Raw genomic sequence first — 19,566 nt, forward strand, 5'->3', positions numbered from 1 at the left:
ATAACATGGTTAACGATACGATAACACTGCGACGCCGCTACAGCACATATCATTTTCTACTTTCAGTTGGAAAGTGACTTTATCCCGTTTCTCGGCGACGTTTAATTCAAGAGAAAAACGGTCATTCGGACGTAAGAATTTTTGGAATTTCAATTTATCCAAACGGCTAAATTCAACATCCTGCGCCACCAACGCTTTAATCTTGTCACTAATCCATTGCAATTCAATTGCGCCCGGTACTAAAGGGAAATTTGCAAAATGATCTTTAAGATACAACAAATCTAATGGCACTTTGCCGGTTGCCTGATAATGATGTTCAGTTTGCTGTTCGGTTAACCAAATCGGTTCACGCTGCGGCTCAATACAAGTGCGGTTAAATTCCAGTTTGTTTATTTTAGATTGGCTATTGCGCGGCAATTTATCCGTAAAACGCCAAAAACGTGGAATCGCTGTCTTATCCTGTGTTTCAGCCAAATAGGCTTTAAGTTGATCTATCAAATGACGTCGACCATTCTCTCTTAAAATTTCAATCCCTTGTGCATTTAAGCCGACCCAAGCAGCCAATCGAGGTTGTTCAGGATGTTGCGCAATATAGCAATCCTCAACCCAAGCATGTTGGTTTAACTTGGTTTCAATACCGGCTAATGAAGTACGTTTATCACCGATTTTGACGATACGATCACTGCGCCCTAATAAACGGAATCCACCATCAAGAAACTCCACCACATCTGCCGTTTGCTCACGTGTCGAAAGCCAACATCCCTCGATCCATAGCGCACCATCTTCATTACAGCCTAAACGACTATTCGGCAAGGTTTGCCATAAATGAATATCATCACGAATCGCAATCGGGCCGGTTTCCGTACTGCCATAAATTTCAATGACAGGCTGCTGCAATAAATGGCGCATTTGTTCTGAAGTTTCTTCCGGCAATGCACCACCGGAAGAAATCACACCGACGATATTTTTCGGCATTGTCATATTAAACCAGTCAATACGGGTTAGCATGGCGGGGCTACTGACGATCACTGTCTGTTCAGTATTCCGTGCTTCAGCAAGCATACATTCCGGATAAAATTGTTGCTTACGTCCAATTTGCCAGCCATTGACCAAGGACATCATGATGTGTACGGTTAAACCATAAATATGTTGAATACTGACCGTACTAATAGCCGTCACATTATTCTTTGCTTTAAACGGCAAGGCTTCCGCCAAGACTTCCGCACCAAGCCACATTTGCTCTGCGGTTTTAATGATTGTTTTTGCCTCACCGGTACTGCCGGAGGTCTTCAGCCAGATTTCCGTTTGGTTGTCATAATCAAAGAGCGGTCGATTTTCAGCGTGTTTTTGGCAAGACTGTTGTGCACCAAAATCATCAAAACACACCACCAAGGAAGAGTGAATCTCCACATCGGTTAGCCACAAACCCGCATGGGCGCTCACCCATGCTACACTTTCCGGCGTAACATTTGGCGGGAAAAGCACCCGCACTTTGGCATGCCAAGCGGCTAAAAGCGTACACGCCAATTTGGCGCCGTCTTCAAACCATACTGCAACAGCTTGAATCTGACGGTGTTGAAATTCTGCGGATATTTGATACGCTTTTTGTTCGAAATCCGAATAGCACCATACAGGGTCGAGTGAAATGAGATCGGTTGGGGCATATTTACGCATTATTGAACGCTCTGACTAATTTTTAGCACGGCTTTGACCACATCATCTACGGTACGGACATTACGAAAATCTTCCGCTTGCAATTTGTGGCCTGTTTTACGTTTAATGTGATCAATCAAATCAATCGCATCAATGCTATCAATTTCTAAATCTTCATACAGATTGGTTTCCGGCTTAATTCTTTCCGGTTCGATTTCAAATAAAGACTCAAGCGCCTCAGTCAATAAATCTCGAATTTCTTGTTCGGTCATATTACGCCTCACCTTTTTGACTACGAATAAAACTTGCCAAGGTCGCTACACTTTCAAAGTGATTACGTACTTGGGTTTGTTCACTATCCAGTTGCAAATGAAATGTTTTTTGCACTGCCAAGCCCAGTTCAAGCGCATCAACAGAGTCCAACCCTAAACCATCATCACCAAAAAGTGCGGTGTCATTTTCAATATCTTCAACACTGATATCTTCTAATGCCAAACTATCAATAATTAATTGTTTAATTTGCTGTTCCAGTTCCATTTTTGTTGTCCTTTGTGTGTAAATTAAAATAATCTTCTAAATATTTAGTCAATCGACGGGAAGCCATTGGTAAAGATTGGGTTTGTAGCCAGTCTTGAGGATCGATATCTTCCCCAACAATAAGCTCATATTGAATGAGTCTTTTCGGAATTTGATACCACGGTTGACCTTTTTTCAAATTTAACGGAAGCATTCGAATGATAACCGGAGTAATCACTTTAGCGCTACGTAAACCGATAGATACTGCACCTCGGTTAAGTTTAACCACCCCATCCCAACCGGTTCGCGTTCCTTCTGCAAAAAGCAACAAGGCTTGTTCTTTGAGTACTTCGTCGCTTTGTTCTAATAATTCGACAGACTCTGTATTGGGTAAAAAACCACAAGCCAATATCTGATTTCGCATGGTAGGGTTATTTAATAAATCTTTTTTAACAATACAGTTAAGCGTTGGCACTTTACCTAAAATTAATACTACATCCAATAGAGAAGGGTGATTTGGCAGTATTAATTGTCCAGGACGACCAAGCTTTTCAAATCCTTTATAAGTGACTTGTAATACACCAACAAAAGATAAATAACGAATAAAGTAATACCAAATCCGACCAACAAAACGGCGCGTCTTTAATTGATTTTGTAGCGAGTCAGTTTTGCGAGTAAGCATGTAGGGATACAAAACCAACTGAAGTAACACGCCTGCCGTCCCCCAAAAGAAAAAACCAATTGCTGTCCCGATAAATCGTCGAAGCCAATCTAGTTTTTCTGCCATGTCCAAACGCCTCCCGTACTATTTGGCGTTTGCCATTGTGTGCAGTTTAAATGCTGATTTTTAACCCATTCTAAGGCCGAATCCAAAACAGGTTCCATTTCAAAAGCGCTATTAGAAAGACTTAATTGGTATTGCTCCCCAGCTTCCACCACCAATGCCAACGCATAGCTAAAAGGCTGACGCATAACCGGATGAGCGTTGTATTCCAGGGCAAGAGGTGATTCTGCGACAACCACAAGAACCTGCTTTTCACCTTCCCGTAACAGGAGATAGGCTTCCAATAATGCAATCTCCAAATTGTCTTTGTTAGCAACCAGCGCTGTGGTTTCTGCTTTCACTTGACGCAATTCAGACCATTGCCCGATTAATGCATTGTGTACTGATAAACTGAAGGAGGTTGGGTATACATCCCCTTCCGTTAATAAAGCATGCCATAAACTAAAGTTGCGATTAATTTCACTATTTGCTGACGCATAAACCACCGGTAAATTGGTTTTCTCCTCAACCAGATTCCAAGCCGCCTCAAAAATTAAACGGGCGGAATCGCTTAAACGGCGACGTTTTAATGGCGCTAAAAACTCAAGTTTAGGAACAAAATCAGGAAAACTTTCGCTGTTTTTTTGCCAATGCGTATATCCCAGAGCCCAATCACTGTCGGACAAAGTCTTATTACAAACGATTTTCCACGCTGAAATATTGCAAGAAAACTGACAAATTGTCTTAGTCATTATGGCTTATTGAAACAGTTGGTTAATCATTAAATCCGTTTGACCTTGTAAACCAACCTGATCAACACGTTCTTTCTCATCACCGCGACGTTTATACGATAATGATCCCAAAGATTGTTTTGTTCCCATCTCTTTCAACTCAAATTTAGCACGGCCAATAATATGATTATTTCCTCTTACGTTAAAAAATAAGACGTAATCACAATCCGCTTTATTTCTCATTAATTCAGCTGAAATATTTTTATTTTTTAAGCTACGCGTTAATGCATCAATAAAATTATCCGGCGCAGCTTTAATACTGCCTTTTAAACAAATATGCTTAATGTTCTGAGTCGCACTAACAGGTTTTAAATCAACAACACCGGAAGAACAAGCAGTCAAAGCAAATGCGGCTAAACTCATAGATAACAATAATTTTTTCATGAAATGATCCATTTAATTAAATTTAAAATATCAAAATGCAAATTTTGTCAATTTTACCTACCCGACCTAATTAAAGCAATCGCAACCCAATAAGAAAGACAATATGTTAATTCGTAACTAAAATAAAAATGCTATACTCAATCTGATTGTATTCACGATCTCAATTTATTCACTACCCAAGGAGAGGTTTATGAAACTTACTATGAAATTAAGCGTTGTCTTAGCCAGCATCTTCATCGCCGGTGTTGCACTAAAAGGCGATATTGTAAAATAATCGGAAATATTCATTCATAAAATAAAAAAGGCATAGGTTGACTATGCCTTTTTCTTTATCAAAACACGGTAAAAAAGGACCGCACTTTTAACAACACAACGACAACAGCGCCGATAAATCTGACATTTCTACCGTTGGTAACAGACGAGCATCGCTGAATTGGTGAATATGCTTTGGGGTTAAGTTTAACCAAACTGCTTGGCAGCCGGCTTGGATGGCGCCTTGCACGTCTGTTTGTAAATTGTCACCTACGTGCAAAAGTTGGTGTGGCAAAATATTAAAATGACGCGCGGTCTGCTGGAATAAATCCTCATGAGGTTTAGCTCTGCCATGCTCACCGCCGCGTAATATTAAACCAAAGTGGTGAAAGCCAATACGTGCCGGTTCTACATTGCCGTTAGTTATCGCCACAAGTTTATAGTGTTGTTTGAGTTGTTTTAGAACCTCAAAACTTTGTGGTGGCACGTCGATTTGATGGCGCCAGTGTAAAAAATACGACATAGCTTTTTCAGAAATAGCGGAAATATCCACCGCACTTTTTTGTCGTTTTGCTAATAGCGCCTGTAAACTTTGCGTTCGCCATGCGGTAACATTTTCTTGTAGGAGAGGATTTTCTCGCCCAACCGTTTCTTTCCAAAACACCCATTCAGCATGTGTCACGTCTTGAACGCCGTCATATTGGCGTAAAAATGTCAAAAATTCACTTTCCGCTTTAATCATCACCTGTGAGTTATCGTATAAGGTGTCATCCAAATCAAAACTGATCACCTGAAAAGGCTGTAAAGTGCGGTAAAATTTCATGACGTTTCTCTTATTTTTTCCGTTTGGCTCGCGGATGCGCCGCATCATACACGTCTGCTAAATGTTGAAAATTTAAGTGTGTATAAATTTGCGTTGTTGATAAATGACTGTGTCCGAGCAATTCTTGTACCGCGCGTAAATCCGAACTGGCTTCCAACATATGGGTGGCAAAAGAGTGGCGGAGTTTATGCGGATTCAAATGGCTATTCAACCCTTGTCGAATGCCCCAGCGTTCCAAGCGCATTTGAATCGTGCGCGTGGACATGCGATTCCCCAACTGACTGACAAACAACGCATCATCTTTGGGGTTAAATAACAACCGCACTTTGAGCCATTGTTGAATCGCATGGGAAGCATAACGCCCCAGTGGCACAATGCGCTCTTTGTTCCCTTTACCAATCACCCGGACTTCACGCACGCGAAGATTAATGCTGTTTAAGTTCAATCCTTGCAATTCCGACAAACGCAAACCTGAGCTGTAAAACAATTCAATCATGGCGCGATCGCGGATATCAATGGGCTCTTTGCTGTCGTTGGCAAGTAATAGCTGAATTTGATCCCTATCGATATTTTTGGGTAAGTGTTTGGGTTGCTTAGGCGCGGAAACCCCCACAGCCGGATTCACTTTAAGCTGCCCTTGATACACCAAATAACTCAAAAAGCGGCGCAACGCAGAAAGGCGTAATGCTAAGCTTTTTTCTTTTAGGCCATCCTGTTTACTGCTTTGTGCCAACACATAGCGCACAACACTTGGTGTGACTTGTTGCCATTGTTGAATTCCGGCGTCCTGCAAAATGGCGATAACGCGCACCAACTGATGTTGATAGTTGGTCAGCGTATGAGGACTCACTTGACGTTCAATGCGCAAGTAAGTCAGGTATTTTTGCAGTTCGTTTTGCATCGCAGATGATCGAAAATTAGAGATAAATCACACCGTCATAGACGTGGGTGGCGCTACCGGTCATATACAGCGGATGCCCTTCGCCTTGCCATTCAATCAGCAAACTGCCGCCAGGCAAATCCACCTGCACTTCATTATCCAATACGCCTTGTATAATCCCCACAGCGACTGCCGCACAAGCACCGCTACCGCAGGCTTGGGTTTCGCCCGCGCCACGCTCATGTACGCGTAATTTAATATGTTTGCGGTTCACCACCTGCATAAAACCAGCATTCACCCGTTCCGGAAAACGCTCATGGTTTTCAAGTAATGGTCCGAGCTGCGCCACGTTGGCGGTGTGAATATCGTCCACCTGCACCACACAATGTGGATTGCCCATGGATACCGCGCCACAGAGTACCGTTTGAATTTCCGTGCGCAGAATATAATTTTTCTCGAATTTATTGGCGGTAAACGGAATTTTATTCGGCTCCCAAATGGGTTCGCCCATGTTCACACGCACATTGTCGTCTTCTTTAACGGTTAACACCATTTTGCCGTTTTGCGTGCTGACGGCGATATCCTTTTTGTTGGTTAGGCCTTTGAGCGTCACAAAGCGGGCAAAACATCGAGCACCATTACCACATTGCGCCACTTCACTGCCATCCGCATTAAAAATACGATAATGAAAATCCAATTCGGGATCATAAGGCGGTTCCACCACCAACAGCTGATCAAAACCAATGCCACGATGACGATCGGCTAAACGTTTAATGGTGTCGGCAGGAAAATAAACGTTCTGCGTAACCGCATCCACCACCATAAAATCATTGCCGAGTCCGTGCATTTTAGAAAATTGCATGTATATCCTTAAAATCGTTTAAATCATGCCAAGCATTATAATCAGCCCTATCCGTTGAGTAAATCTATTGCTTCTATGCTGAAAAAACACCGCAAAAAGAAACCGCACTTTGCCAAGCAAAAGTGCGGTCGTTTTAGAAGGTATTTTTAATCTGTGTGCCCACTCAAGAAGCCACCACTTTGGTGCTGCCATAATTTGGCATAGAGACCGTTTTGTGCGAGTAATTCGGCATGTGTGCCTTGTTCTACGATTTGTCCGTGATCCAACACAATCAGACGATCCATCGCGGCAATCGTGGATAAACGATGAGCGATAGCAATAACGGTTTTGTTTTCCATCATTTTATCCAAACTTTCCTGAATCGCCGCTTCCACTTCAGAATCCAACGCACTGGTGGCTTCGTCCAATAACAAAATCGGCGCATCTTTTAACATCACGCGGGCGATGGCGATACGCTGGCGTTGTCCGCCTGAGAGTTTCACGCCACGTTCGCCAACGTGCGCATCATATCCCTTGCGTCCCTGCGCATCGCTTAAAAATGGAATAAAATCCGCCGCTTCGGCACGCTCCGCCGCATCAAACATTTCCTGCTCGGTGGCACTTGGTCTGCCGTACACGATGTTATCACGCACGGAACGGTGCAATAACGACGTATCTTGCGTCACCAAGCCGATTTGACTGCGCAGACTTTCCTGTTGCACGTCCATGATATTTTGCCCGTCAATGGTGATAGTGCCTTGCTGCGCTTCATAAAAGCGTAAAAGCAAATTCACAATGGTAGATTTACCCGCGCCGGAACGCCCAATCAATCCCACTTTTTCACCTGGTTTAATGGTCAAATTGAAATGGCTCAACAAAGGTTTTGCCGGATCATAGGCAAAACTTAGGTCGTTAAATTTAATCTCTCCACGCGTGACATTTAACGGTGGGCAATTTGGTTTATCCAAAATGGTCTGTGGCTTGGTCAGCGTATTCATACCATCATTTACCGTACCGATATTTTCAAACAAGCGTGCCGATTCCCACATAATCCAACGGGACAAACCGTGAACGCGCAATGCCATTGCCGTAGATGTAGCAATCGCACCAACACCGACTAAACTTTGTTGCCATAGCAATACACCAATGATCGCCGTACTTAAAATCAGCACGACATTATTGATGTAGGTTAAGCTGTCTAGCGAGGTTGCCAAACGCATTTGGGCGTGTACCGTGACCATAAATTCTTCCATGGAACGCTTAGCGTAACCCGCTTCACGAGCACCATGAGAAAACAATTTTACGGTAGCAATATTGGAATAGGCGTCAGTGATTCGCCCCGTCATTAATGAACGGGCATCTGCCTGACGCTGAGCCGTTTTGGAAAGACGGGGAATTAACAAACGCAAAATGGTGATAAACAGCACAATCCAAACAAAGAACGGCACGAGGAACCAACTATCCAATGATGCCAACACTAAGCCTGAGGTCACAAAATACACCACTACATAAACCAACATATCGGCGATAGTGAGCACCGTATCGCGCACCGCAAGAGCGGTTTGCATCACTTTCGCGGAAACGCGTCCGGCAAATTCGTCTTGGTAAAAACTTAAACTTTGTCCCAACATCAGACGATGGAAATTCCAACGCAGGCGCATTGGGAACACGCCTTGTAAGGTTTGCAGACGCACGGAGGAGGCTAAAAACAACCAAAGAATGCTGAAGACTAACAAGCCGCCCATCCCCATGAGTAAATGGCCTTTTTCCTGCCATAAGGTTGCCGGTGTATAAGCCCCCAACCAATCCACCAACAAGCCCATAAATTGGAACAACATGGCTTCCATCACGCCGTTGCCAATCGTCAGTACCGCTAACAGTAAAATCCAGCCTTTCATGCCGTCGATACTCGACCAAATAAAGCGGAACAAACCGTTTTCCGGAGTTTTCGGCGATTGGTCGGGATAGGGGTTCAAGCGATTCTCAAACCAACTAAAAATTTTATTTAACATATCATCTTTCCTTAAAAACAAAGGGCAACCTTATTCGATGTTGCCCACAAACTGTGGCATCTTATAGCCTAAATTGTCTTCAACCCATACTAAAGGGAGACACGTTTACGGTATTGGCTTGGACTCATACCGTAGGCGCTTTTAAAAGCCTTGCTAAAATGCGCTTCCGATTGATAGCCCACGTCCAACGCCACCGCCAATACACTTTTCTGGCTTTGGTTTAATAATAACGCCGCTTGTTGAAGACGAAGCTGAGTTAAAAATTTACCCGGTGCCATACCGATTTTTTGCTGAAATACCCGCATAAAATTCGCCCGCGACATTGCCGCCAACTCGGCCAAAGAATCCATATTCCATGCTTGTTGCGGTGCACTTAATAACTGTGCCAGCACATGACTCAAGCGTTTATCTTGCAACCCCGCCAACACCCCTTGATTTAACTGAGTTGATTGCAATCCGTGGCGCAAAATATAAATAAACAGCACCGTGACCAGTGAATCAATCAAAGATTTCGCCCCACTTTGCGTTTTGTCCGCCTCCTGTTGTAGCACCTGAATCAATGCTAACAACGGTGTATCATGCAAAGACAAATGCAAGTATGTCGGCAACGCCTCTATTAACAACGACGGACGACTGTAATACAACATGCCGCAAAACATTTTCAAATCCGGTGAATTCCGCCCAATATGATAAACCTTAAATAAATCTGTCTGGTTTTCTTGCGGTGTTGCCAGAATTGACGATGCTTGAATTGCCGCCTGTGGTGAGTGGCTGGTAATCAAGTGCGGTCGATTTTGTGGAAGAAAAAAGACATCGCCCGCTTGCAAATGAATCTGTTGATTTTCCAAACTCAACCAACAATTCCCTTGTTCAATCAAATGAAAAATGCCGACATATTGATTTTCACCAATGTCCTGCTGCACCTGCCAATCACCCTGAAATAAACAACGGACGTTCACTTCTCCGCTGACCTGCGCTAACTGAATAAGTTTATCTAAACAATCCATAATGAGATTTTAAGTATAAAAGTTAAGACGAATTGGCAAGTATGATACAAGAATTCGCCTATAATTTGTTCCGAAATTCAGAACACATTTTAAACATATTTAAGGAGAACAAGATGTTTGCAGATTGGAAAAATGATGTTGCCCATGTAAAAAAATCATTCGGCGAATTAGGTAAAAAACACCCTAAAATGTTACAAGCCTACGGCGCACTAAGCGCAGCAGCGGCAGAAGGCGACGTGTTGGATGCTAAAACCCGCGAATTAATTGCCCTTGCAGTGGCCGTCACCACGCGCTGTGAAAGCTGTATCGGCGTACACGCCGCGGAAGCGGTAAAAGCCGGTGCAACCGAAGAAGAAGTAGCCGCAGCCTTAGCGATGTCAATCGCACTCAATGCCGGTGCCGCCTACACCTATTCTTTACGCGCATTAGAAGCTTATAATACACAAAAAGACTAACTTTATTTATTAGGAACTTTATATCATCGGCACCTTTTATAGGTGCCGATTTTTTTATAAAAAACAAGATGAAAAACCACCGCACTTTTACGGCAAGAGAAGGGCTTCCATTTGTTTAACCACCTCTTTCACTTCAATTTGCGCCATTAAATTTTGCCCTTTTAACTTGGTTGCCCAAGGTAATTGCGCTGAAGGTTTGCCGTATTCTTTTTGTACATTTTGTTCATACACAGAAACCACATTGTCTAAATTGCAGTAAGGTCCCGTGCGGAGCGGATTATGGTAGGCGTATAGCCCAATAACAGGCGTCCCTTGTGTCGTGGCAATATGCGCTGGACCGGAATCCGGTGAAATCACTAAATCTACTTCACGAATTAATGCGGTAAGTTGGGTTAACTCTAACTTACCGGCCACCTCTACTGGAGCAAAATTGCATAAGGTTTTTATTTCCTCAATCATTGCTAATTCACGTGGCGCGGGTGAGCTGCATAAAATCACATTGATATCATGTTGATGTGCCCAATTTGCCACTGCAGCATAACGTTCCACCAGCCAGTCTTTTTCTTTTTTGCTGGAACAAGGTGAAATCAGCAGATTTTTGCGATGCGGATCAAGATATTCTCGCACGGCTATTAAATCCGCTTCCGTCACCGGTAAATCCCACTGAGGTTGAGACGAGGGAACACCAAGATAGTCGGCAAATGCCATAAACCCGTCTAATACATGCGGCTTAGCAGGATCATGAATTCGTTGATTCGTAAACAACCACTGCCCTTCTCGTGCCCGTTGCTTGCCGAAACCAATACGGTATTTTGCATGGATTCCGAGAGATAAAATGGAGGCTCGAAAGGCTGTTTGCATATTCAAAAGTGCATCAAATCGACGATGTTTCAATTGCCGCCATAAATCCCACACACCACGCCAACCGCTCTTTTTATCGTACACAAGAAATTCAATGCCCGACACATGGCGAAATAACTGCGCTTCAGTTTTGCCAATAATCCATGTAATTTGGGTGTTCGGCCAATAACGTTGAATATGTTGCACTGCCGCTAACGCATGACAAACGTCACCGATAGCGGATAAACGTAGAATGCAGAGAGATTGAGGTGCTTGGGAGAAAAGTGCCATGGGGATTTGTTATCTCGGTTAAACTTGGGAATCGGCTTATTTTAAAGTAGAATGCGCCTATCTGCTATCTCATTTTCATCACTTAAAATGCTTGAATTTCAACTCAAAAACGACTTTTTTCTCTTTAATTTTGATCAACAGCTGGCAAACCAAGATCTGTTTTTTAATCCAACATTTTGGCAACAACACCATCGCATTATCGGCTCCGCCAAAGGGCGTGGTACTACGTGGTTTCTCCAAACCGCAGATTTATTTGGCGTAAACACGGCATTACGACATTATTATCGTGGTGGCTTGTGGGGAAAAATCAACAAAGATCGTTATCGCTTCAACGATTTGAACCATACTCGCAGCATGGCGGAATTCAACCTACTCAATCAATTACATCAAGCTGGTTTACCGGTGCCGAAACCGATTGGGGCTCGGGTGCGTAAGGGTAATTTAGGTATTTGTTATCAAGCCGATTTATTAAGTGAAAAAGTAGAAAATGCCCAAGATCTGACCGCACTTTTACAACATCATGCCCTTGAACCCAAACAATGGCAAGAAATCGGTAGACTTATTCGCCGCTTACACGATTTGCAAATCTGCCATACTGACCTCAATGCCCATAATATTCTGTTTCAACAAAACGAAAGCGACAACCAATTCTGGCTCATCGACTTCGATAAGTGCGGTGAAAAATCCGGAAGTTTTTGGAAAGACGCAAACTTACAACGATTACATCGTTCCTTTACTAAGGAAGTGGAACGAATGCACATTCAGTTTGATGAACAGAATTGGCGGGATTTACTCAAGGGATATTCAAGCTAAGGAGAAAATGCTAGTGCCGGCAAAATGCATGCACTAGTGACATAGCAAGTTACAGATGCCTACACACCTAACTCTCGTTTATGCTGCAACGCCTTTAACACGGCCGGCGGAACAAGTTGGCTCATGTCGCCGTTATGAAGATAAATTTCTCGAATCATCGTAGAAGACACATAAGACCATTGTTCGACCGGCGGAAAAAATAGGCTCTCAACACCATGCGTCAACAAACGGTTAAGATGGGCTAACTGAACTTCATATTCAAAATCTGTCGTACTACGCACACCGCGAATAATCGCTTTGACATGATATTCCGCAATGGTGTCCGCTAATAAATTATTAAACCCAATCACTTCAACATTTGGCAAATGCGCTGTTGATTGACGTACCAACTCTACCCGCTCCGCCAAACTGAATAACGGTTTCTTACTTGGGCTTTCGGCTACGGCTACCAAAACGTGAGAAAAAAGCACCGCACTTCGCTCAATAATATTTAAATGGCCATTAGTTAAGGGGTCAAAAGTACCGGGATAAATTACCGTTGTCATTTAGTTTGCCTCATTCAAATAAGGTTTTAACAAATCCATCACTCGTTGCAACGCACCGCGATTTTCATTTAATACGGCATAACCCGCATTACCATAACGTTGGCTAAGCGTCGGTGATTCTAAAAACTGTGCGACAGCCTCTGCCACGGCTTGAGGATTTTCTTCCGTCATTAACACACCTTGACGTTGTTCCAACTTAGTAAAGATTTCAGGAAAATTAAAGGTATGTTTACCACTAATTACCGGCAACTTAAACGCTAACGGCTCCAACGGATTATGCCCGCCATGTGCTACTAAACTCCCGCCAACTAAGGCAACATCTGCCATGGCGTATAGCAACATCAGCTCACCCATCGTATCACCGAGTACTACTTGCGTTTCTGCCTGTGGAATCAAATATCCGCTACGACGTGTATAATTAAAACCTTGTTGTTCAATAAGCTGTGCAACAGAATTAAAACGCTCAGGATGGCGTGGCACTAAAATCAGCAATAAATCGGGAAAGCGCTGCAGTAAAGTGCGGTGGCTTTTTAAGATGATTTCATCCTCGCCTTCATGGGTACTCGCCGCAATCCAAATAGGACGACCAGTATTCCATTGGTTTTTTAATGCCGAAATGTTAACCAATAAATCGTCTGTTAAATTTAAATCGTATTTAATGTTGCCGGTCAATTTTAAGCGTTCTGGCGCAATCCCTAATTGAGCGTAACGCGATAAACTCACCTCATCTTGCGGAGCAATTAAAGTAATATTCTCTAAAAGCGGTTTTAATGCCTTTTTAAACCAACCATAACGCTTGGTAGAACGTGCTGATAAGCGAGCATTCACAATAACAAATGGAATTTGTTTTTTCGCCAGTTGGTGAATCAGATTAAACCAAAGTTCCGTTTCAATCACCACGACTAAACTTGGCTGCACAAAACGAATAAAGCGTGCAACGGCATCAGGTAAATCATAAGGCAAATAAACATGAGTAACACTTTCTCCAAAAACCGCTTTAACGCGATCAGAACCGGTAGGTGTCATAGTCGTGACGGTAATCGGCAAATCCGAATAATCGTGCTGAATACGCTTAATCAGTGGCACTGCAGCGATGACCTCTCCCACAGAAGCGGCATGAATAAGCACACCATTAGGTTTAGGCGAGGAGAACTTACAATACAAGCCATAACGTTCACTCAAACGTTTACGGGAATTAGATGCTTTCATACTACCAACCAGCAGTGACAACCACAAAAATGGCTGGGCAAGATACATTACACAGGTATAAAAAAAACGTAACATAGAAAATACGCCGGCTTATGATAGAATTGCGAAAATTAATAATGATAAACAAGCGCTTAGTATAAGCGTTTGCAACAGATTCACAAAGGATAAAAACATGCCTACTATCAGTGTTGCAATGATTGTCAAAAATGAGGCCCATCACCTCACATCTTGTTTAGATACGGTGAAAGATTGGGTAGACGAAATCATCATTTTAGACTCAGGCAGTACAGACGATACACAACGTATCGCCGAGCAATACGGCGCAAAATTTTACCAGAATATTGATTGGCCTGGCTTTGGTAAACAACGCCAATTGGCTCAACAACATGTCACCAGTGATTATGTACTATGGTTAGATGCAGACGAACGAGTCACACCAGAATTACGCCAATCTATTCAAAATGCAATAGCACAAGATGCACCAAATACAGCATACAAAATCCCGCGTTTAAGCGAAGTGTTCGGTAGCCAAATTCGCTACTCCGGCTGGTATCCCGATTATGTCATTCGTCTTTACCGCACAGATTTCGCCCACTATGGAGATCAATTAGTGCATGAAAAAGTTGAATTGCCTGCCAATGCCGAGATTCAAAAATTAAATGGCGATTTGCTTCATTACACTTATCAAGATATTCATCATTACTTAGTCAAATCTGCCGGCTATGCCAAAGCATGGGCAGAGCAACGAGAAAAAGCGGGTAAAAAAGCCACCTTATGGCAAGGCATAACCCATGCTATCGGTTGTTTTGTAAAAATGTATTTTATTCGATTAGGTTTCTTGGATGGCAAGGCAGGATTATTATTAGCAATTCTTTCTGCACACTCTACTTTTGTAAAATACGCAGATTTATGGGTTAGAAAGAGAACTAAATAAGAGTGATATATTACGATATTTTAAGCCTATAACTCTTTAAAAATAAAAAAGGTCGAATGTTGCCATTCGACCTTTTTAGTTAATAAATTAAAATCTTATTCCGCTACAGCTTCTTCAGTAGAAACTTCCGGACGATCAACTAACTCAATGTAAGCCATTGGTGCATTATCGCCTGCACGGAAACCACATTTAAGAATGCGGGTGTAACCACCAGCACGCTGAGCAAAACGTGGACCTAATTCATTAAATAATTTTGCAACAGTTTCAATATTGCGTGTACGAGCAAAAGCTAAGCGGCGATTTGCCACAGTGTCTACTTTTGCTAAAGTAATTAACGGCTCAACTACTCGACGTAATTCTTTTGCTTTAGGCAAAGTTGTTTTAATGATCTCATGACCAATTAAAGAACTTGCCATATTACGGAACATCGCTTGACGATGACTGCTATTACGGTTTAGTTGACGACCACTCTTACGATGGCGCATAACCTTATCCTTCTCAGAAAAATCTTTAACCTACGACCAAACTAGTCTTCAGCAATACTTGCTGGTGGCCAATTTTCAAGGCGCATACCTAGTGATAAGCCTCTTGAAGCGAGCACATCTTTAATTTCGGTAAGTGATTTTTTACCCAAATTAGGTGTTTTTAACAACTCAACTTCTGTACGTTGTACTAAATCACCGATATAGTGAATTGTTTCTGCTTTCAAACAGTTAGCAGAACGAACTGTCAACTCTAAGTCATCAACAGGACGAAGCAGAATCGGATCGAATTCAGGCTTCTCTTCCTTAACTTCAGGCTGACGAACATCACGCAAATCAACGAATGCATCAAGCTGTTCTGCTAAAATTGTTGCTGCACGACGAATCGCATCCTCAGGATCAATAGTACCATTTGTTTCTAGCTCAATAACCAACTTATCCAAATCGGTACGTTGTTCAACACGTGCTGCTTCAACATTGTAAGCAATACGGTCAATTGGGCTATAACAAGCATCCACTAATAAACGTCCAATTGGACGATCCTCGTCTTGATTCTGAGTACGAGCAGATGCTGGAACATATCCTCTACCACGTTGGACACGAATACGCATATTAATTGACGCATTCTCATCTGTTAAATGGCAAATGACATGTTCAGGATTTACAATTTCAACATCACCATCATGGGTAATGTCTGCAGCAACAACAGGGCCAATTCCAGACTTACTAAGTGTCAAAAGAACATCATCTTTATTTTGTACCTTTACAGCTAAACCTTTTAAGTTTAATAGCACTTCGATAATATCTTCTTGTACACCTTCTTTACTACTATATTCATGCAGTACACCATCAATCTCTACTTCAGTAACAGCACAACCTGGCATTGAAGATAAAAGAATTCGACGTAATGCATTTCCTAGAGTATGACCGAAACCACGCTCTAAAGGCTCTAAGATCACCTTAGCTTGAGTTGAGTTAGTTTGCTCAATGTCAACTAAACGTGGTTTTAAAAATTCTGTAACAGAACCCTGCATTTTATCCTCTCTTTGCTTCTAAGCTCTATTATTTAGAATAAAGCTCAACGATCAGATGTTCATTAATGTCTGCTGATAAATCAGAACGCTCAGGAACACGTTTGAATACACCTTCCATTTTAGCAGCATCAACTTCTAACCAAGTTGGTTTTTCTTTCTGTTCTGCTAATTCTAATGATGCTTTAATACGTGCTTGTTTTTTAGATTTTTCACGAACAGCGATCACATCATCAACTGAAACTTGGAAAGATGGGATGTTTACCACACGACCATTAACAACGATAGCTTTATGGCTCACTAACTGGCGAGCTTCAGCGCGAGTTGCTGCAAATCCCATACGATAAACTACATTATCTAATCGACCCTCAAGTAATACTAATAGATTTTCACCTGTATTACCCTTTAATCGATTTGCTTCTTTGTAGTAATTACGGAATTGACGTTCTAAAATACCGTACATACGGCGAACTTTTTGTTTCTCACGTAACTGACTACCATAGTCAGATAAACGTGGCTTACGTGCACCATGTTGACCTGGCGCAGTATCAATTTTACATTTTGAATCAATCGCACGAACGCCTGATTTAAGAAATAAATCAGTACCTTCACGGCGGCTTAGCTTGAGTTTAGGACCCAAATATCTTGCCATTTTCTTTCTCCAACTATCCTATAACGTCATTAAACACGACGTTTTTTCGGTGGACGACAACCGTTATGAGGAATCGGAGTCACATCAGTAATATTCGTAATACGGAAACCTGCCGCATTTAATGCACGAATAGTTGACTCACGACCAGGACCAGGTCCTTTTACCATAACTTCCAAGTTTTTCAAGCCGAATTCTTTTACAACTTCAGCACAACGTTCAGCAGCAACCTGTGCAGCAAACGGGGTGGATTTACGAGAACCACGGAAACCTGAACCACCTGCGGTAGCCCAAGCGAGGGCATTACCTTGACGATCAGTTATAGTAACGATTGTGTTATTGAAAGATGCGTGAATATGTGCAACGCCATCTACAACTTGTTTTTTTACACGTTTACGTGCACGAACTGGTGTTTTTGCCATCTTAATTTACCCCGACTATTTTTTGATCGGCTTACGAGGACCCTTGCGGGTACGCGCATTAGTTTTAGTACGTTGACCACGTACCGGTAAACTACGACGATGACGTAAACCACGATAACAACCTAAATCTAATAGGCGTTTAATGTTAAGTGTTACTTCACGACGTAAATCCCCTTCGACGGTAAATTTACCAACTTCGTCACGCAGTTTGTCAATCTGCTCTTCAGACAATTCGCTGATCTTAACATCTTCAGCAATACCTGCAGCAGCACAAATGCTTTTTGAGCGGGTTTTGCCAATACCGTAAATTGCAGTTAAAGCGATTACAGCGTGTTTATGATCAGGAATGTTAATGCCTGCAATACGGGCCACTATGCACTCCTATTGTTAATTAGTTGACACTCTGATCTTGAAAAGCCCGTTTTCAGGATACTCAAACAGAGCGTCAAGGAAATAAATGAGTTGGGTAGTATATATACCCAACCTGTTCTTTGCAAGAAAAATATCAACTAACCTTGACGTTGCTTATGCTTAGGATCGCTACAAAGTACACGAACAACACCTTCGCGTTTAACAATCTTACAGTTACGACATAATTTCTTAACGGAAGCACGAACTTTCATTGCTTATCCTTTTTAATAATTGGACTATTGTCCAAAACCTTTGAGGTTTGCTTTTTTCAACGCAGATTCATATTTTGTAGACATCAAATGACTCTGAATCTGAACGATGAAATCCATAATGACCACCACAACAATTAGCAAGGAGGTACCGCCAAAATAAAACTGCACATTCCAAGCTGATGTCATGATATAAGGAACTAAACAAACAAATGTGACATATAGACCACCAATAAGAGTTAATCTAGTCATAATTTTATCGATATACCGAGATGTTTGTTCCCCAGGTCTAATTCCAGGTATAAATGCACCTGATTTTTTCAAGTTATCTGCTGTATCTCTAGGATTATATTGCATTGCAGTATAGAAAAAGCTAAAGAAGATAATTGCAGTAGCATAAACAATCAAGTATAAAGGTTGTCCAGGATGCAATAACATTGATAAATCAGTTAGCCATTCTAAGCTTGACCCTTGCCCAACCCATTGAGTTAATGTTGCTGGGAAAAGAATTATACTTGATGCAAAAATTGCTGGGATAACACCTGCCATATTCACTTTTAATGGAAGATGAGTCGTATGCCCCCCCAAGATTTGTCTACCTTGTTGGCGTTTAGCATACTCAATTTTAATTCTTCTTTGCCCTCGTTCTACGAAAACAACAAAATAAGTAACTACGAAGACAATTACAGCAATTAATATAAGAACAAGAAAATGCATCTGACCAAGACGAGCTTGCTCAATTGTTTGACCTACAGCAGCAGGCAATCCTGCCACAATACCAGCAAAAATAATTAAAGAAATGCCATTCCCAATACCACGCTCTGTAATTTGCTCGCCTAGCCACATTAAAAACATAGTTCCTGTAACTAAACTAATCACGGCAGTAAAATAGAACCCAAACCCAAGATTCGGAACTAGGCCTGGTAGCATGTTAGGTAAACCCGTTGAAATACCAACCGCCTGCAAGGTAGCAAGAACAACCGTAGAATAACGGGTATACTTACTAATTTTACGACGACCAGATTCACCTTCCTTTCTTAACTCAGCAAGTGCTGGATGAACCGATGCTAACAACTGAATAATAATTGATGCCGAGATATAAGGCATAATGCCCAAAGCAAAAATAGAAGCTCGGCTCAATGCACCACCAGAGAACATATTAAACATATCAATGATGGTGCCTTTTTGCTGTTCAATTAATTGAGCTAACACAGCTGCATCTATACCAGGAACCGGAATGAACGAACCAATACGGAAAACAATAAGCGCTCCAAGAACAAATAATAATCTGCTTCTCAGTTCACTTTTACCGTCTTGAACACTTCTCGTTTGATAGCCTGGTTGCTTAGCCAT

The 19,566-nt window shown here is 42.1% G+C and carries 24 protein-coding genes; 3 read left to right on the forward strand and 21 right to left on the reverse strand.

Going from position 1 to position 19,566, the window contains the following annotated elements:
* Positions 1-9: 9 nt before the first annotated feature.
* The 11 genes from AC30SH_RS08190 to AC30SH_RS08240 all read right to left on the reverse strand — a co-directional run bounded on the left by AC30SH_RS08190 (position 10) and on the right by AC30SH_RS08240 (position 9,922).
* A complete protein-coding gene (locus tag AC30SH_RS08190) occupies positions 10-1,677 on the reverse strand; it encodes an ApeI family dehydratase (RefSeq protein ID WP_390882814.1) in 1,668 nt (555 codons plus the stop codon).
* Positions 1,674-1,925 (reverse strand): acyl carrier protein, encoded by a 252-nt coding sequence (locus AC30SH_RS08195; RefSeq protein ID WP_005715813.1) that lies wholly within the window; start codon positions 1,923-1,925, stop codon positions 1,674-1,676. Before AC30SH_RS08195 ends, AC30SH_RS08190 begins: the two co-directional genes overlap by 4 nt.
* Position 1,926: 1 nt before the next feature.
* Positions 1,927-2,190 (reverse strand): phosphopantetheine-binding protein, encoded by a 264-nt coding sequence (locus tag AC30SH_RS08200; protein ID WP_005715810.1) that lies wholly within the window; start codon positions 2,188-2,190, stop codon positions 1,927-1,929.
* Complete coding sequence (locus AC30SH_RS08205) at positions 2,168-2,956, reverse strand: lysophospholipid acyltransferase family protein (protein WP_315028146.1); 789 nt, start codon at positions 2,954-2,956, stop codon at positions 2,168-2,170. Before AC30SH_RS08205 ends, AC30SH_RS08200 begins: the two co-directional genes overlap by 23 nt.
* Positions 2,941-3,684, reverse strand: coding sequence for a beta-ketoacyl synthase chain length factor (locus AC30SH_RS08210; RefSeq protein WP_489582355.1), 744 nt, complete (start codon positions 3,682-3,684; stop codon positions 2,941-2,943). The genes AC30SH_RS08205 and AC30SH_RS08210 overlap by 16 nt, the downstream gene beginning before the upstream one ends.
* 6 nt (positions 3,685-3,690) lie before the next feature.
* A complete protein-coding gene (locus AC30SH_RS08215) occupies positions 3,691-4,107 on the reverse strand; it encodes a hypothetical protein (protein WP_048750146.1) in 417 nt (138 codons plus the stop codon).
* A gap of 361 nt (positions 4,108-4,468) precedes the next feature.
* On the reverse strand, positions 4,469-5,182 hold the full coding sequence (gene yigB, locus AC30SH_RS08220; protein ID WP_315028142.1) for a 5-amino-6-(5-phospho-D-ribitylamino)uracil phosphatase YigB: 714 nt from the start codon (positions 5,180-5,182) through the stop codon (positions 4,469-4,471).
* A 10-nt stretch (positions 5,183-5,192) separates the two neighbouring features.
* Positions 5,193-6,083 (reverse strand): tyrosine recombinase XerC, encoded by an 891-nt coding sequence (xerC, locus tag AC30SH_RS08225; protein ID WP_111295521.1) that lies wholly within the window; start codon positions 6,081-6,083, stop codon positions 5,193-5,195.
* Positions 6,084-6,099: 16 nt separating this feature from the next.
* Positions 6,100-6,924 carry a diaminopimelate epimerase gene (gene dapF / locus AC30SH_RS08230; RefSeq protein ID WP_295974505.1) on the reverse strand — a complete coding sequence of 275 codons (825 nt, stop codon included), beginning with the start codon at positions 6,922-6,924 and terminating at the stop codon, positions 6,100-6,102.
* 146 nt (positions 6,925-7,070) lie between these two features.
* Positions 7,071-8,915, reverse strand: coding sequence for an ABC transporter ATP-binding protein (locus AC30SH_RS08235; protein WP_314885935.1), 1,845 nt, complete (start codon positions 8,913-8,915; stop codon positions 7,071-7,073).
* Positions 8,916-9,004: 89 nt separating this feature from the next.
* A complete protein-coding gene (locus AC30SH_RS08240) occupies positions 9,005-9,922 on the reverse strand; it encodes a cupin domain-containing protein (RefSeq protein WP_314885936.1) in 918 nt (305 codons plus the stop codon).
* Positions 9,923-10,035: 113 nt separating this feature from the next.
* Here AC30SH_RS08240 and AC30SH_RS08245 point away from each other — a divergent pair, with 113 nt between their 5' ends.
* A complete protein-coding gene (locus AC30SH_RS08245; RefSeq protein ID WP_032997740.1) occupies positions 10,036-10,377 on the forward strand; it encodes a carboxymuconolactone decarboxylase family protein in 342 nt (113 codons plus the stop codon).
* Between the two features lie 87 nt (positions 10,378-10,464).
* Here the strand turns inward: AC30SH_RS08245 and AC30SH_RS08250 are convergent, their stop codons facing one another.
* Positions 10,465-11,508 (reverse strand): glycosyltransferase family 9 protein, encoded by a 1,044-nt coding sequence (locus AC30SH_RS08250; protein WP_314311034.1) that lies wholly within the window; start codon positions 11,506-11,508, stop codon positions 10,465-10,467.
* An 87-nt stretch (positions 11,509-11,595) separates the two neighbouring features.
* Here AC30SH_RS08250 and AC30SH_RS08255 point away from each other — a divergent pair, with 87 nt between their 5' ends.
* A complete protein-coding gene (locus AC30SH_RS08255) occupies positions 11,596-12,321 on the forward strand; it encodes a 3-deoxy-D-manno-octulosonic acid kinase (protein WP_212510251.1) in 726 nt (241 codons plus the stop codon).
* A gap of 59 nt (positions 12,322-12,380) precedes the next feature.
* Here AC30SH_RS08255 and coaD read toward each other — a convergent pair whose 3' ends face one another.
* Together coaD and waaA are read right to left on the reverse strand one after the other, a co-directional pair.
* The gene (coaD, locus tag AC30SH_RS08260) at positions 12,381-12,866 is read right to left on the reverse strand and encodes a pantetheine-phosphate adenylyltransferase (RefSeq protein ID WP_314885939.1); all 486 of its coding nucleotides are present in this window, start codon (positions 12,864-12,866) and stop codon (positions 12,381-12,383) included.
* Complete coding sequence (waaA, locus tag AC30SH_RS08265) at positions 12,867-14,150, reverse strand: lipid IV(A) 3-deoxy-D-manno-octulosonic acid transferase (RefSeq protein ID WP_212510249.1); 1,284 nt, start codon at positions 14,148-14,150, stop codon at positions 12,867-12,869.
* A gap of 97 nt (positions 14,151-14,247) precedes the next feature.
* On the opposite strand from waaA, the gene AC30SH_RS08270 reads away from it, so the two are divergent.
* Complete coding sequence (locus AC30SH_RS08270; RefSeq protein ID WP_314885941.1) at positions 14,248-15,009, forward strand: glycosyltransferase family 2 protein; 762 nt, start codon at positions 14,248-14,250, stop codon at positions 15,007-15,009.
* Positions 15,010-15,104: 95 nt separating this feature from the next.
* On the opposite strand, the gene rplQ is transcribed toward AC30SH_RS08270, so the two are convergent.
* The 7 genes from rplQ to secY form a co-directional block, all read right to left on the reverse strand.
* Positions 15,105-15,494 (reverse strand): 50S ribosomal protein L17, encoded by a 390-nt coding sequence (rplQ, locus tag AC30SH_RS08275; RefSeq protein WP_048750157.1) that lies wholly within the window; start codon positions 15,492-15,494, stop codon positions 15,105-15,107.
* A gap of 41 nt (positions 15,495-15,535) precedes the next feature.
* The gene (locus tag AC30SH_RS08280) at positions 15,536-16,525 is read right to left on the reverse strand and encodes a DNA-directed RNA polymerase subunit alpha (RefSeq protein ID WP_212510247.1); all 990 of its coding nucleotides are present in this window, start codon (positions 16,523-16,525) and stop codon (positions 15,536-15,538) included.
* Positions 16,526-16,553: 28 nt separating this feature from the next.
* On the reverse strand, positions 16,554-17,174 hold the full coding sequence (rpsD, locus tag AC30SH_RS08285; protein WP_048750159.1) for a 30S ribosomal protein S4: 621 nt from the start codon (positions 17,172-17,174) through the stop codon (positions 16,554-16,556).
* Positions 17,175-17,203: 29 nt separating this feature from the next.
* The gene (rpsK, locus tag AC30SH_RS08290; protein WP_005701868.1) at positions 17,204-17,593 is read right to left on the reverse strand and encodes a 30S ribosomal protein S11; all 390 of its coding nucleotides are present in this window, start codon (positions 17,591-17,593) and stop codon (positions 17,204-17,206) included.
* A gap of 15 nt (positions 17,594-17,608) precedes the next feature.
* Positions 17,609-17,965 carry a 30S ribosomal protein S13 gene (gene rpsM, locus AC30SH_RS08295; protein WP_005548758.1) on the reverse strand — a complete coding sequence of 119 codons (357 nt, stop codon included), beginning with the start codon at positions 17,963-17,965 and terminating at the stop codon, positions 17,609-17,611.
* Between the two features lie 137 nt (positions 17,966-18,102).
* The gene (rpmJ, locus tag AC30SH_RS08300) at positions 18,103-18,216 is read right to left on the reverse strand and encodes a 50S ribosomal protein L36 (protein ID WP_005548767.1); all 114 of its coding nucleotides are present in this window, start codon (positions 18,214-18,216) and stop codon (positions 18,103-18,105) included.
* Between the two features lie 24 nt (positions 18,217-18,240).
* Complete coding sequence (secY, locus tag AC30SH_RS08305; RefSeq protein WP_005715771.1) at positions 18,241-19,566, reverse strand: preprotein translocase subunit SecY; 1,326 nt, start codon at positions 19,564-19,566, stop codon at positions 18,241-18,243.

Source organism: Aggregatibacter sp. HK296 (genome assembly GCF_980469475.1).

What these genes read in the sequence shown, in the direction of transcription:
- AC30SH_RS08255 (WP_212510251.1), top strand. Translation starts at nt 11,596, where the DNA reads ATGCTTGAATTTCAACTCAAAAACGACTTTTTTCTCTTTAATTTTGAT.
- AC30SH_RS08200 (WP_005715810.1), bottom strand. Translation starts at nt 2,190, where the DNA reads ATGGAACTGGAACAGCAAATTAAACAATTAATTATTGATAGTTTGGCA.
- AC30SH_RS08210 (WP_489582355.1), bottom strand. Translation starts at nt 3,684, where the DNA reads ATGACTAAGACAATTTGTCAGTTTTCTTGCAATATTTCAGCGTGGAAA.
- dapF (WP_295974505.1), bottom strand. Translation starts at nt 6,924, where the DNA reads ATGCAATTTTCTAAAATGCACGGACTCGGCAATGATTTTATGGTGGTG.
- xerC (WP_111295521.1), bottom strand. Translation starts at nt 6,083, where the DNA reads ATGCAAAACGAACTGCAAAAATACCTGACTTACTTGCGCATTGAACGT.
- AC30SH_RS08250 (WP_314311034.1), bottom strand. Translation starts at nt 11,508, where the DNA reads ATGGCACTTTTCTCCCAAGCACCTCAATCTCTCTGCATTCTACGTTTA.
- AC30SH_RS08240 (WP_314885936.1), bottom strand. Translation starts at nt 9,922, where the DNA reads ATGGATTGTTTAGATAAACTTATTCAGTTAGCGCAGGTCAGCGGAGAA.
- secY (WP_005715771.1), bottom strand. Translation starts at nt 19,566, where the DNA reads ATGGCTAAGCAACCAGGCTATCAAACGAGAAGTGTTCAAGACGGTAAA.
- AC30SH_RS08245 (WP_032997740.1), top strand. Translation starts at nt 10,036, where the DNA reads ATGTTTGCAGATTGGAAAAATGATGTTGCCCATGTAAAAAAATCATTC.
- AC30SH_RS08205 (WP_315028146.1), bottom strand. Translation starts at nt 2,956, where the DNA reads ATGGCAGAAAAACTAGATTGGCTTCGACGATTTATCGGGACAGCAATT.
- rpsD (WP_048750159.1), bottom strand. Translation starts at nt 17,174, where the DNA reads ATGGCAAGATATTTGGGTCCTAAACTCAAGCTAAGCCGCCGTGAAGGT.
- rpmJ (WP_005548767.1), bottom strand. Translation starts at nt 18,216, where the DNA reads ATGAAAGTTCGTGCTTCCGTTAAGAAATTATGTCGTAACTGTAAGATT.
- rpsK (WP_005701868.1), bottom strand. Translation starts at nt 17,593, where the DNA reads ATGGCAAAAACACCAGTTCGTGCACGTAAACGTGTAAAAAAACAAGTT.
- AC30SH_RS08235 (WP_314885935.1), bottom strand. Translation starts at nt 8,915, where the DNA reads ATGTTAAATAAAATTTTTAGTTGGTTTGAGAATCGCTTGAACCCCTAT.
- rplQ (WP_048750157.1), bottom strand. Translation starts at nt 15,494, where the DNA reads ATGCGCCATCGTAAGAGTGGTCGTCAACTAAACCGTAATAGCAGTCAT.
- AC30SH_RS08270 (WP_314885941.1), top strand. Translation starts at nt 14,248, where the DNA reads ATGCCTACTATCAGTGTTGCAATGATTGTCAAAAATGAGGCCCATCAC.
- AC30SH_RS08280 (WP_212510247.1), bottom strand. Translation starts at nt 16,525, where the DNA reads ATGCAGGGTTCTGTTACAGAATTTTTAAAACCACGTTTAGTTGACATT.
- waaA (WP_212510249.1), bottom strand. Translation starts at nt 14,150, where the DNA reads ATGTTACGTTTTTTTTATACCTGTGTAATGTATCTTGCCCAGCCATTT.
- AC30SH_RS08215 (WP_048750146.1), bottom strand. Translation starts at nt 4,107, where the DNA reads ATGAAAAAATTATTGTTATCTATGAGTTTAGCCGCATTTGCTTTGACT.
- yigB (WP_315028142.1), bottom strand. Translation starts at nt 5,182, where the DNA reads ATGAAATTTTACCGCACTTTACAGCCTTTTCAGGTGATCAGTTTTGAT.
- AC30SH_RS08195 (WP_005715813.1), bottom strand. Translation starts at nt 1,925, where the DNA reads ATGACCGAACAAGAAATTCGAGATTTATTGACTGAGGCGCTTGAGTCT.
- coaD (WP_314885939.1), bottom strand. Translation starts at nt 12,866, where the DNA reads ATGACAACGGTAATTTATCCCGGTACTTTTGACCCCTTAACTAATGGC.